A 12,453-nucleotide genomic window follows, 5' to 3' on the forward strand; every position below is an offset into this window, starting at 1 on the left:
CGATCATCGCACAACCGTGACACCACTGCTGTCACGGTCCGCGGCGTACGGCGTCAGCCCGGCTGCTTGATCTGGGACAGCTCGAAGTGCATCGGGTCGGTGTAGCTCCAGTCGCCGCCCCAGGCGAACCCCCAGCGCTTGAAGATCGCCACCACGCCGCGGTGCATCTGGCCGACGGTGCCGCGCTGGTTCTCCCGGGAGTTGATGTCGATCGCCAGCCCGAAGGAGTGGTTGGACAGCTTCGTGGAGCCGGCGATGAAGCGCGGGTAGTAGCAGCCCACGTGGTAGTTGATCTCGTCGGCGAGGTCGCTCTCGATGACCTCGCGGAGTGCGGCCTTGAGCTGGGGCATCATCGACTTGTTGCAGGTGAGCTTGCCCAGGATCGGGACCTGTTCGGTCACGATGTTGGCGCTCACCCAGGCCGGGTCGGGGGCGATCCGGCCGCCGCCGATGGGGCGGTAGCGGAACGTCCCGACCGCGTCGCCGAAGGTGCCGACGACGTTCGCGATCTGCGCGGCGTCGGGGTCGAGCCCGGCCTCCTTGACGATGTCGAGGTCCTGGATCGAGTAGCCCTTGCCGACGACCTTCTTGACCTTCTGCCGCACCGCCTGGGGTGCCAGCGCGCCGGTGGAGATCAGGACTGCGTTGTCGGGGACGAGGCCGAGTTCCTCGCCCCACCCCTCGTTGACCACGATGTCCACGCCCGCGGCCTGCGGCGCCCACGCGCCCGCGTGGATCTGGTGGACGTCCTCGCCCGAGCCGGCCGCCAGGTAGCCCTTCTCGTCCAGCGGCAGCTGCCCCTCGAGGTCGGCAGCAGCGGCGAACTCACCGCCCGCGAGCCGTTGCCACTGGTCGGTGAACTGCACCGTCTCGCGCTGGGTGAAGCGGCGGTAGCCGGCGAGGTCGACCGCGGCGACGTCGTACACCTCGCCCTCGGCGGAGATCTGGCCGATGCTCATCCGCTCGGTGGCGTCGACGGCCTTCTTGCCCTTGACGGTGATCTGCTCCAGCTCGGCCACCAGGTCGTCGGCGAGCGTCTCGCGCCCGACGACGAGCATGTCGTCGCCGACCAGTCGCCCCGGGTCCTTCGGCGGCTCGTCCACGGTCGGTACATCGTAGGACGGCTGGTCACTCGCCGTGTCCGCGGTCGCGTCACCGCTGGGCGAGGCCGGCGCGGAGGCGGCGGTGGTGCCGTCGGCCGCAGGACCGTCGGTGCCGGTCTCGGAGGAGCCGCAGGCAGCGAGCAGCAGTGAGGCGGCCATCGCCGCCATCACCAGGCCACGCACACGGGCAGCATCCATCACGCGAACTCCCTCCACCTCAGAGGGTAGACGCCGACCTAAGCCGTCGCAGCGGAGTCTCGGGAAAGGACGTGCTCGGCGACCCAGGCGATGTCGTCAGCGGTCTCGGCCGGGGAGGCGGAGGGCTGCATGACGTGGCTGAGCACGACCCGGACGACCATGTCGATGACGGCGTCGAGCCGGCTGCGCTCCAGCCCGAGGCCGTACGCCGCGACCCGCTCGCCGAGGACCAGTCGCGCGCCGGCGATGAGCGACTCCGAGTGGGTCGTCAGCAGCGGCAGCAGCTCGGTGTCGGCGCCGTGGGTCGCGGAGACGACGGCGTGCAGCAGCGCGTTGTTCTCGGCGTACTTCAGCACCCGCCGGACCGAGTCGCGGATCGCGCCGATCAGGTCGTCGGGGTTCTCGTCGAAGGAGCGCACCACGCCGGCGAGGAAGCGGTCGAGCTCGCGCAGGATCATCGCCTCGGCGAGGTCGTTCTTGGTGCCGATCTCGTTGTAGACGGTCTGCCGACTCACGCCGGCGGCCGCGGCCATCCGCGCCATGGTGACCGCACCCCATCCCTGCTGGGTCAGCACCGACTCGGCGGCGTCCAGGACGCGGTCGCGGATGGCGACCGGTGCCGTGGACGCGGCGGAGGGAACTGTCATGGCCTCGAGGGTAGCCAAGGCATGACCGCGCGAGCCCATCCTCAGTCCCGCAGCTCCAGGGCCAGCACCGGGCAGGCCTGGACGGCGGCGTACACGTGGCCGCGGTCGGACTCCTCCGGGGAGTCGTCGTGGACGACGACCTGGTCGGTGTCGTCGTCGACCTCGAAGTAGTCATCGGCCATGGACTCGCACATGCCGAGTCCCTCGCACTTGTCGTAGTCCACGACGATCTTCATGGCGACCTCCTGGTCGGGGGAGTGGGACCACCGGCCCCCGGTTTGGGGGGCCGACCGGGAGCCGGTGGCGTCACGGGCGGCGTGCTCAGGCGTCGATGGTCTCGACGGGGACGAAGTCGACCTTCTCCCGCACGCCGCAGTCGGGGCAGCACCAGTCGTCGGGGATCTCCGACCACGCGGTGCCGGCGGCGAAGCCCTCGAGCTCGTTGCCGGCCTCGACCTCGTAGGTGTAGCCGCAGCCCGGGCACCGGGCGGCGAGGACCTCGTCCTCGTGGACCTTGCCGGGCTGGTCGTCCTGCCGGGCGGCGGCCGCGGCGGCCTCGTTGGCGGCCTCGGCGACGGCGGCCTCCTCGGTCGCACGCTGGTAGGCGGCGTACTTCGCGATGTACTTGTCGCGCTTGCGCGGCATGATGTTGGCGCGGCTGATGTCGCCGTCGAAGTGCTCGAGCACCCGGCGGTCCATGACCCGCCGCCAGATCGCGGGCACGATCGCCAGCACGATCATCCCGGCGTACCCGGTCGGCAGCACCGGCGACTCCTTGAAGTCGCGCAGCGCCTGGTAGCGCCGGGTCGGGTTGGCGTGGTGGTCGCTGTGGCGCTGCAGGTGGTAGAGCAGCACGTTGGTGGCGATGTTGTTGGAGTTCCACGAGTGCGACGGGTTGACCCGCTCGTAGCGCACCTTCTTGGCGCCACCGACCTGCTCGCGCAGCATCCCGTAGTGCTCCATGTAGTTGACGACCTCGAGCAGCGAGAAGCCGACGACGGCCTGCACGAGGAGGTACGGCGTCACCTGCCACCCGAAGATCGCGATGACCGCGCCGAACAGCACCGCCGACATCAGCCAGGCGTTGAGCACGTCGTTGCCCAGGTGGAACGGGTGGGTCTTCTTGCGGGCGTAGCGCTTCTTCTCCAGCGCCCAGGCGCTCTTCAGCGAGCCCCAGACGGTGCGGGGCCAGAACTGGTAGAAGTTCTCACCCAGTCGCGAGCTCGCGGGGTCCTCGGGCGTGGCGACGCGGACGTGGTGGCCGCGGTTGTGCTCGATGTAGAAGTGGCCGTAGAAGCTCTGCGCGAGCGCGATCTTGGACAACCAGCGCTCGTTGGCCTCCCGCTTGTGGCCGAGCTCGTGGGCGGTGTTGATGCCGATGCCGCCGATGCAGCCGATGGAGACGGCGATGGCGAGCTTGTCCCACCACGGCATCGAGAGGTCGGCGACGAGGCCGGAGCTGACGTTGTCGGCCACCCACACCTGGATGCCGGCGGCGTCAGCCACGACGGCGAAGGGGTTGATGTCGGCGATCATCGCGAACGCCGCGACGAAGCCGACGTACTGGATCGGCAGGTAGAGGTAGGTGATCCAGCGGTAGTAGCGGTCCTCCTCCAACGCCTCGATCACGTCGTCGGGCGGGTTGGACCGGTCCAGGCCGGCGATGAGGTCGATCGCGGGGATGATGCCCAGGATCAGGATCGGGCCGCCCCACAGCGCCCAGCTCCAGCCCAGGATCAGGTAGGTGCCGGTCATCAGCACCCCCAGGCTGGGGATCACCAGGCCCAGCATCCACAGGTAGCGCTTCTTGTCCTGCCAGGTCGCGGTGGACCCTTCGGGCACCGTGCTGTTCGGGATCTGCTCCTGCGAGTTGGTCTCGGCAGTCATCGAACTCACCTCCGTGCGGTTGACAGAACCATAGGATCTGTCAATCCGTTTGACAAGAGGCCAGTAGTTGTAAAGTTGGGTGAGTGCCCGATCAGTCGTCGGCGGTGCGGAGTCGGCCGCCGGCGCCGATGCGGCTGCCCGGGACGTCGGGGAGTCCCAGCAGGCCGGTCACGGCGTTGGCCAGGTCGCAGTTGCGCACCGGCTGCGCCCCGGCGTACGACGGCCGCCCGCCCGCCGGGTCGGCGTAGGCCGGGTTGAGGCCGTAGAGGTCACCCGCGGCCACGTCGGGACCCCAGACCACGAACGGGACGGTGAAGTTCTGGGCCGAGTCGGCGGCGTTGTGGCCGCGTGCGCCCGCCGTGCCGCCGTGGTCACTGGTCAGCACCAGCGACACGCTGCGGGCGAGCGCGGGTGTGCCCGTGATCGCGTCGACCAGGGCACCGACCGCGGCGTCGGCACGGGCGACCGCGGTGCGGTAGCTGCCCGACCCGAAGCCCGCCGCGTGGCCGGCCTTGTCGGGCCCCGGCAGGTGCCAGAACACCAGGTCTCGTCCGGACCGCACCCGGTCCAGCACCGCCGAGGCCGCGGCGTCGGGGCGTGCCTCGATCCGGAAGTCGGCCACCGCCGGGGGCCAGGAGTCACGCAGGATGTCGAGCTTGGACTTGCCCACCACGACCGCACTGGAGCCGCCGTTGCCGGCGACGACGTTGAAGACCGACTGCACCCCGTCGCGCACGGTCTGCTCGGTGTCGACGTTCCACGTCACGCCGTGGCCAGCGGGACCGCCGATGGGGCGGCCGGTGACCATGCAGACGTGGTTGGGCATGGTCTCGGTCTGCTCGACCGCGGTGCGGGCGTTGAGCGTGCCCGCGCCGCGGGCGAGGAGTCGCCGCAGCGTCGGCGTCGTCCGGTCGTCGATCGCGGACGCGCGCAGGCCGTCGATCGAGATCGCCACCACCTGCGGCGCCCGCTCGGGCTCGCGCGTCGGGCTGGCCGACCGGCCGGGCGCCGAGGTCGACGGCGTACCGGACGCCTCGCCACCGGCGATCTCCTCCGCCCGGTCACCCAGGTCCTCGGCCGCGGCCGAGTCCAGCTCGCTCGGTGCCGAGGCGGAGGCGGTCGTCGAACTCGGCTCGGCCGGTGTCGGGGCGGACGCCTCCTGCCCCCCACCGCATCCGGTGGCGAGCAGCAGCGCAGCCAGCGCCGTGGCCAGCAGGCGGGAGCACATGGCTTGATCGTAGGCGCTGGGCGCTCCCCCGGCCCCCGGTTCAGGCAGCCGCGCGGGCCCCGGTGGCGACCGGGAGGTGCTCGTAGCCGCGCAGCACCCGGGTGTCGCGGCGCTCGGGCCGCCCCGCGACGCTGAGGTCGGGGAACCGCTCGTAGAGCTGGCGCAGCGCGACCGTCGCCTCCAGTCGCGCCAGGCTCGCCCCCAGGCAGTAGTGCGCGCCGGCGGAGAAGGCGACGTGGTCGGCGGCGTTGGACCGCGTCACGTCGAAGGACTGGGCATCGGCGAACACCGCCGGGTCACGGTTGGCCCCGCCGAGCATGGTGAGGATGCCGTCCCCCGCGGCGATGGGTACGCCGGCCACCTCGACGTCGCGGTGGGCCGCCCGCAGCGTGAGCTGGACCGGCGAGTCGTAGCGCAGCACCTCCTCGACCGCGTTGCCCCAGCCGTCGGGGTGCTGCTGCAGCCACCGGAGCTGGTCAGGGTGCGCATCGAGCTGGGCCACGCCGTTGCCGATCAGGTTGACCGTGGTCTCGAAACCCGCGCCCAGGACCAGCAGTCCCACCTGGTGCAGCTCGGTGTCGGTGAGCGGGTCGTCGCCGTCCCCGTCGGCGAGGATGACCTGGCTGAGCAGGTCCTCGCCCGGGTCGCGCCGCAGCCGCTGCACGTGGCCATGGAACCAGCGGTGCATCTCCCGCAGCGCCCGGTCCGCCTGCCGGTAGCGCCGCCACGACAGGTCTGGGTCCAGCGTCACCGCCGCCTCGTTGCCCCACGCCAGCACCTGGTCGCGCTCGTCCTCGGGCACGCCGAGCAGGTCGGCGATGACGGCGACGGGCAGCTGGGCGGCGTAGCGGTCGACCAGGTCCACGGGGTCGCCACCGCCGGCCCGGCCGGAGTCGGCGAGGTCGTCCAGCAGCCGCTCCGCGACCGACTCCACCCGGTCGGCCATCCGCCCCACCTTGCGGGCGGTGAAGGCCCGCGCCACCTGCTTGCGGTAGCGGGTGTGCTCGGGCGGGTCGACGACCAGCATCGACGGCGGGTCGACCGGCCCCAGCGAGTCGGGGTCCTGGAGCCGGCCGAGCAGGCCGCGCAGCACCGGCGGCAGCTCGGCGTGGCCGGCCGCGGTGCCGAAGTCGTCACTGCGCAGGATCTCGTTGCACGCCGCGTGGTCCACCGTCGCCCGCACCAGGCCGTTGCTGGCGAAGGTGCCGCGGGCGCGCAGCTCCTCATAGCCCGCGAACGGGTCCGCGACCAGCTCCGGGTCGGTCGAGAGCCGGGCGATCAGGTCGCCCCGCCGGGCGGCCAGCCGCAGCGACTGCCGCTGCACGCCGTAGCTCAGCAGCCAGGTCAGCCACGCCCGCGGCGGCTCGAGCACCTGCTCACGCGGCGACATCGGCACCGCCCCCGCGAGTCCCGGCGAGCAGGCGGCGTACGCCGGCGAAGCGACGGTCCAGCCGCCGGCGCTGCTCCTCCAGCACCGGCTCGGTGAGCGTCGGGTCGACCTGCGCGTCGTAGCTGAGCCGCTCGCGGTAGCGCAGCATCGCCAGCAGTCCGTCACGGTCGCCGAACAGGGCGGCGTACTCCTCGTGCCACGGCAGGGTGGTCGCGCCGTCCGCGAGCTCGGCCTCGACCTCGCGCAGCACCTGCCAACGTCGTCGGGTGTCGGTCCACCCCATCGCCATCACATCCTCGGTGTCGGTGGTCCCGACGCTAGGCACCACGACGCACGGAGCCATCGGGCCACGGCACCCACTTCGCCTGCGACTGTAGTAGGAGACGGCCCGCGACCGAGGTCGGATGACGCGGTCGGCGCCGCTGCCTAGGCTGATCGCCATGATGGCCCGGCTGCGGCGACGCATCGACGAGGAGTGCGCGGGACGCGGCCTGCTCTATCCGTGGTGGGTGCCGCTCATCTCGTTCATCGCCCAGGTCGTGTGCGTGCTGCTCGCGCTCGGGCTGCGCGACGCGCTGTGGCCGCTGGGTCCGCTGCACCTGACGTTGCTGCTGGTGGCGGTGACGCCGGTGGTGCAGCTCGGCTTCGGCCGGTGGCTGCCGTGGTACCTCGACCCGCTCGGGTCGCTGCTGGCCGCCGGGCTGCTGCTCGCGACGCCCGTCGCCGGGGAGCTGAGCGCGCTCGACGCCGCGCCGGCACTGCTGATGTTCGCCACCGCCGAGTCCACCGCGCGCGACGGGATCCGCCAGGGCGGCGTGGTCGGCGCGGTGTCGGCGGCGCTGCTCGCCGTCGCCGCGGCGTACGGCGACCTCGCGGGCGTCGGGGTCCACCTCCTGACGGTGCTGCTCGGCCACGTCGTCGGCGCGATGCTGCTGTGGCAGATGCGCGCGCTGGCGGCCGAACGGGCGGCGCGCGAGCGGGCGTGGCAGCAGGCGACGCTGGCGGAGCGGCAGCGCATCGCGCGCGAGATCCACGACCTCGTCGCCCACTCGCTATCGGTCACCCTGCTCCACCTCACCGGGGCCCGCCACGCGCTGCGCGACCTCGCCGGTGCCGGTGACGGAGCCAGTCCCGGGGCCGGTGACGGGGACGGGACGGTGGCGGAGGTCGACGCGGCCCTCGGCGACGCCGAGCAGATCGGCCGCCAGGCGATCGCCGACATCCGCCGCACCGTGGGCGCCCTGGCCGACGGGCCGGCCGAGACCCACCCGCTGCCCGGCGCCGAGGGCATCGAGGGCCTGGTGCAGCAGATGCGCGATGCCGGGATGCGCGTGACCTACGACGGATCCGGGCCGGTGGGCTCGCTGCCCCCGGTCGCCGGGCTCGGCCTCTACCGCATCGCGCAGGAGTCACTGGCCAACGTCGCCAAGCACGCCGCCACGGCCGCCGCCTCGGTCGAGGTGCGCGTCACCGGCCGCGGCGCCCGCATGGTCGTGCGCAACGAGCTCGTGGGCGCCGACCCGCTGCTGGGACGCATCTCGGTGGGCGAGGGCTCGGGCCTCGCGGGCATGGCCACGCGCGCCCGGCAGCTCGGGGGCACCCTCACCAGCGGCCCCGAGGGACGCGACTGGGTCGTCGACCTGCGACTGCCGGCCCGCACCGTCGCGCCCGCCCCGGCCCGTCCGGAGGTACGCCGATGAGCGACCGCGAGCCGGTGCGCGTGGTGCTGGTGGACGACCAGGAGCTGGTGCGGTCGGGGCTGCGGCGCATCCTGCGGCGCCGCGACGGCTTCGAGATCCTCGCCGAGTGCGGCGACGGCGACGAGGTGGCCGCGGTGCTCGACGAGCACGGCCCGCTGGTCGACGTGGTGCTGATGGACCTGCGGATGCGGCGGGTGGACGGCATCGCCGCCACAGCGGAGGTCGCGCGCCGGTGCGACCCGCCGCCGGTGCTGGTGCTGACGACGTTCGACGACGACGAGCTGCTCTCCGGCGCGCTGCGTGCCGGAGCGGCGGGGTTCCTGCTCAAGGACTCCCCCGCCGACGACCTGATCCGGGCGGTGCGCACGGTCGCGGCCGGGCACAGCTGGCTCGACCCGGGGGTGACGGGCCGGGTGCTGGCGACCTACCGGTCGGCAGCCGGCGCCCCGGCCGGCGACGGCGCTGCCGCGGTCGCAGCACTGACCGCGCGCGAGCTCGAGGTGCTGCAGGCGGTCGCGGCCGGCCTGACCAACGGCGAGATCGCCGACCACCTGGTCATCTCCGAGCTCACCGTGAAGAGCCACATCGGCCGCATCTTCACCAAGCTCGACCTGCGCGACCGTGCCGCGGCGATCGTCTACGCCTACGACCACGGCCTCACGCGGTCGTGACCGGCATCACATTTTTGCACTTTCTTGCTTCATAGTGCAATCATTCACCTGTGTTGACCTGCAAGCCGACCCGTGCCTCACGGCGCCTGGAGACCTCCCGGCGACTGATGCGGTGCGCCCTGGAGCTGTGCGACGAGCACGGCTTCGACGGCTGGACGCTCGACGACCTCGCCGAACGCGCCGAGGTCTCGCGCCGCACCGTGTTCAACTACTTCGACGGCAAGGCCGCCGTCGTGCTCGGTCCCGAGCCCGACGTCAGTGACGCCGCCCGCGACACCTTCGTCGCGCAGGGACCGACCGGCCGCCTGCTCTCCGACATCCTGGTGCTCGCCGACGAGGTCTTCGCCGACCACGCACCCGACCCGGACACGGTGGCGCTGCACCGCCGGGTGATCATCCAGGACCCGCAGCTGGTCACGCTCGTCCACGACCGGTTCGAGTCCGTCACCGAGCGGTTCGTCGACTACGTCCAGCAACGCGAGGGCACGTCGTACGACGCCGACCGGGCGCGGCTGTTGATCCGGCTCCTGATGAGCGTCTTCGACACCGCCGTCGACCGGCTCCGCACCGAGCCCACCCGCCCGTTCTCCGAGCTCTTCGCCGAGGCCGTCGACGACGCGCGCTCGGTGCTCACCGACTGACCCACCCACGCCCGACCCGGCACCACCAGGACCCAGGAGATCCCATGGCCCGCCTCTTGTACCGCCTCGGCTCGACCGCCTACCGGCGGTGGCCCTACTTCGTCGCCGGCTGGCTGCTGCTCGCCGTGCTCATCGGCGCCGTCGCCGCCGCCTTCTCCAAGCCGATGCAGGACGAGTTCACCATCCCCGGCATCCCGTCGGAGGAGGCCGCGGACCTGCAGTCCGAGCTCTTCCCGCAGTCCGGCGACGCCTTCGACGACGCGACGGTGAAGGTCGTCGTCGCGGCCCCCGAGGGCCAGCAGCTCAGCGACCCCGCGGTCCAGCAGGAGATCGACGCCCTGATCGGCGAGATCAACCAGCTGCCGCAGATGGCCGACGACCCGGCCGCCAACCCGGGCCTCGCCGACCCCGTCGAGCGCGCTGCGGCCCAGGAGCAGCAGCTGGTGCAGGGCGCCCAGCAGTCCGGCGGCGACGTCGCGCAGGCCGAGGCCAACGCCGCCGCGGTCTCGCCGCTGTCGGAGGACGGCCGCGTGGGACTCATGGAGTTCGAGTGGGACGTCGACACCGTCACCGACGTGGAGACCTCCACCATCGAGGCGATGGAGGAGCTCATCGCCGAGCAGGACTCCGACGAGCTCGTCGTCGAGGCCAACGGCCAGGGCATGACCGCCATGACCGCTCCCGGCGGCACGGCCGAGCTGATCGGCCTGGGCCTGGCACTCGTCGTACTGCTGGTGACCTTCGGGTCGCTGGTGGCCGGCGGCATGCCGATCCTCAACGCGATCTTCGGTGTCGGCCTGGGCATGGGCGGCATCACCGCCATGACGGCGTTCATGAACATCGGCACCAGTACGCCGATGCTCGCCACGATGATCGGTCTCGCGGTCGGCATCGACTACACGCTGTTCATCCTCGCTCGCTACCGCAGCGAGCTCCAGCACACCGACGACCGCCGGCACGCCGCCGGCATCGCCGTCGGTACGGCGGGCTCGGCCGTGGTCTTCGCCGGCCTGACGGTGCTCATCGCGCTGTCCGCGCTCGCCGTGGTGCAGATCCCGTTCCTGACCGCGATGGGTCTCGCGGCCGCCGCGACGGTCTTCATCGCCGTCATGGTCGCGCTGACGCTGCTGCCCGCCCTGCTGGGCCTGACCAAGTCCAAGGCGTTCGGGCTGAGCTTCCGGCGCTACCGCCCGAAGCGGGACGAGCAGGGCCTCATCGTCAACAACGGTGTCCGGTGGGCGCGCACGCTCGGGCGCGCCCCCGCGGTCGCGGTCGTCCTCGTGGTGATCGGCCTCGGTGCGCTGGCCATCCCGATGAAGGACATGTACCTCGCGTTCCCGACCGACTCGACCGCACCCAGCGACACCACGCAGCGACAGGCCTCGGACCTGGTCTCGGAGGCCTTCGGCCCGGGACGCGAGGCGCCGATGCTGACCGTCGTCGACGCCCGTGACGTGGCCGAGGACGACCGCCAGGCCGCCTTCGGCGAGGTCGTCGCGTGGGCCGCGGGTCAGGAGGGCGTGGCCAACGCCCAGCTCGCCGGCACCAACGCGCCGCTGGACGACCAGGGCCAGCCCACCGGTCCCGCGACCGGCGCGCTGGTGATGATCACGCCCGAGAACGGGCCCGAGTCCGAGGCGACGCTGGACCTGCTCAACGAGCTGCGCGACACCCAGGAGGGCGTCGAGGAGTCCACCGGCACCAACGTCGGCGTCACCGGCCTCACCGCCATCACCACCGACGTGTCGGACCGGCTCAACGGCGCACTGCCGATCTACCTCTCGGTGGTGATCGGGCTGGCGTTCATCCTGCTGATGCTGGTGTTCCGCTCGATCCTGGTGCCGCTCACCGCGACGCTGGGCTTCCTGCTCTCGGTGCTGGCCACCCTGGGCGCGACGGTCGCGGTCTTCCAGGAGGGTGCGTTCGGCATCTTCGAGGGCCAGCCGATCGTGAGCTTCATGCCGATCTTCCTGATCGGCGTGGTCTTCGGCCTCGCGATGGACTACCAGGTCTTCCTGGTGACCCGGATGCGGGAGGCGCACGTCCACGGCCTGTCCACCAAGGAGGCCGTCGTCGACGGGTTCCGCAACAGCGCCCGCGTGGTGACCGCCGCCGCGGCGATCATGACCGCCGTGTTCGCCGGCTTCATCCTCGAGGACGACGCCATCATCAAGTCGATGGGCTTCGCGCTGGCGGTGTCGATCATCTTCGACGCCTTCATCGTGCGGATGGTGCTCATCCCGGCCTTGCTGGACCTGATGGGCGAGAAGGCCTGGTGGCTGCCGAAGTGGCTGGACCGCCTGCTGCCCAACGTCGACGTCGAGGGCGAGGCGCTGGAGCGCGACTCGATCCCCGGCAAGGTGATCGACCGGGAGTCCGAGCCCGCCCACGCCTGAGGGCCGGCGTACCCGGGAGCGCCGAGTCGGCGCCAACTCGGGGAAAGACGACGCCGAGTCGGCGTGAACTCGACGAGTTCACGCCGACTCGGCACTCCGGGTGGGTCAGGCGAGGGCCTTCTCGATGTCCTTGCCCAGGTTCTCCGGCTTGGTCTGCGGGGCGAAGCGCTTGAGCACGGTGCCGTCGCGGCCGACGAGGAACTTGGTGAAGTTCCACTTGATCTTGCCGCCGAGCAGGCCCCGCTGCTCCTTGCGCAGCCAGTCGAAGACCGGGTGGGCGTCGTCGCCGTTGACGTCGACCTTGGCCATCATCGGGAAGGTCACGCCGTAGTTGCGCTCGCAGAAGGACGCGATCTCGTCCTCGCCGCCCGGCTCCTGGTTGGCGAACTGGTCGCACGGGAAGCCAACGACGACCAGGCCCTGGTCGGCGTACTTCTCGTGGAGGTCCTGCAGGCCGGCGTACTGCGGGGTGAAGCCGCACTGCGAGGCGGTGTTGACGACCAGGACGACCTTGCCGTCGTACGCCGACAGGTCGACCTCCTGACCGTCGATCGAGGTGGCGTTGAAGTCGTGGAGCGTCGTCATGGCCCCA

Annotated in this window: 12 protein-coding genes; 4 read left to right on the forward strand and 8 right to left on the reverse strand. The window is 71.8% G+C overall.

The features are described 5' to 3' along the window. Positions 1–53 precede the first annotated feature (53 nt). From KUV85_RS12755 to KUV85_RS12785, 7 genes are all read right to left on the reverse strand, one after another. On the reverse strand, positions 54–1,301 hold the full coding sequence (locus KUV85_RS12755) for a M15 family metallopeptidase (RefSeq protein WP_219960276.1): 1,248 nt from the start codon (positions 1,299–1,301) through the stop codon (positions 54–56). A 38-nt stretch (positions 1,302–1,339) separates the two neighbouring features. After that, the gene (locus tag KUV85_RS12760; protein WP_219960277.1) at positions 1,340–1,948 is read right to left on the reverse strand and encodes a TetR/AcrR family transcriptional regulator; all 609 of its coding nucleotides are present in this window, start codon (positions 1,946–1,948) and stop codon (positions 1,340–1,342) included. A gap of 41 nt (positions 1,949–1,989) precedes the next feature. Then, positions 1,990–2,184 carry a ferredoxin gene (locus KUV85_RS12765; protein WP_219960278.1) on the reverse strand — a complete coding sequence of 65 codons (195 nt, stop codon included), beginning with the start codon at positions 2,182–2,184 and terminating at the stop codon, positions 1,990–1,992. Between the two features lie 85 nt (positions 2,185–2,269). Then, the gene (locus tag KUV85_RS12770; protein WP_237690136.1) at positions 2,270–3,835 is read right to left on the reverse strand and encodes a fatty acid desaturase; all 1,566 of its coding nucleotides are present in this window, start codon (positions 3,833–3,835) and stop codon (positions 2,270–2,272) included. 91 nt (positions 3,836–3,926) lie between these two features. Further along, complete coding sequence (locus tag KUV85_RS12775; RefSeq protein ID WP_219960279.1) at positions 3,927–5,063, reverse strand: alkaline phosphatase family protein; 1,137 nt, start codon at positions 5,061–5,063, stop codon at positions 3,927–3,929. 40 nt (positions 5,064–5,103) lie between these two features. Further along, a complete protein-coding gene (locus KUV85_RS12780) occupies positions 5,104–6,453 on the reverse strand; it encodes a cytochrome P450 (protein ID WP_219960280.1) in 1,350 nt (449 codons plus the stop codon). Then, on the reverse strand, positions 6,440–6,736 hold the full coding sequence (locus KUV85_RS12785) for a hypothetical protein (RefSeq protein ID WP_219960281.1): 297 nt from the start codon (positions 6,734–6,736) through the stop codon (positions 6,440–6,442). Before KUV85_RS12785 ends, KUV85_RS12780 begins: the two co-directional genes overlap by 14 nt. Positions 6,737–6,893: 157 nt before the next feature. Between KUV85_RS12785 and KUV85_RS12790 the strand changes: the two genes are divergently transcribed. From KUV85_RS12790 to KUV85_RS12805, 4 genes are read left to right on the forward strand one after another with little or no spacing between them, the layout of a single operon-like run. Beyond that, a complete protein-coding gene (locus tag KUV85_RS12790; protein ID WP_219960282.1) occupies positions 6,894–8,153 on the forward strand; it encodes a sensor histidine kinase in 1,260 nt (419 codons plus the stop codon). Then, the gene (locus KUV85_RS12795; RefSeq protein WP_219960283.1) at positions 8,150–8,824 is read left to right on the forward strand and encodes a response regulator transcription factor; all 675 of its coding nucleotides are present in this window, start codon (positions 8,150–8,152) and stop codon (positions 8,822–8,824) included. The genes KUV85_RS12790 and KUV85_RS12795 overlap by 4 nt, the downstream gene beginning before the upstream one ends. A 50-nt stretch (positions 8,825–8,874) precedes the next feature. After that, positions 8,875–9,465 (forward strand): TetR family transcriptional regulator, encoded by a 591-nt coding sequence (locus KUV85_RS12800; protein WP_219960284.1) that lies wholly within the window; start codon positions 8,875–8,877, stop codon positions 9,463–9,465. Positions 9,466–9,509: 44 nt separating this feature from the next. Further along, positions 9,510–11,861, forward strand: coding sequence for an MMPL family transporter (locus KUV85_RS12805; RefSeq protein ID WP_219960285.1), 2,352 nt, complete (start codon positions 9,510–9,512; stop codon positions 11,859–11,861). Between the two features lie 105 nt (positions 11,862–11,966). On the opposite strand, the gene KUV85_RS12810 is transcribed toward KUV85_RS12805, so the two are convergent. After that, positions 11,967–12,446 carry a glutathione peroxidase gene (locus tag KUV85_RS12810; RefSeq protein ID WP_219960286.1) on the reverse strand — a complete coding sequence of 160 codons (480 nt, stop codon included), beginning with the start codon at positions 12,444–12,446 and terminating at the stop codon, positions 11,967–11,969. Positions 12,447–12,453: the final 7 nt, after the last annotated feature.

Origin of the sequence: Nocardioides panacisoli (genome assembly GCF_019448235.1) — a bacterium.
Lineage (GTDB): Bacteria > Actinomycetota > Actinomycetes > Propionibacteriales > Nocardioidaceae > Nocardioides > Nocardioides panacisoli_A.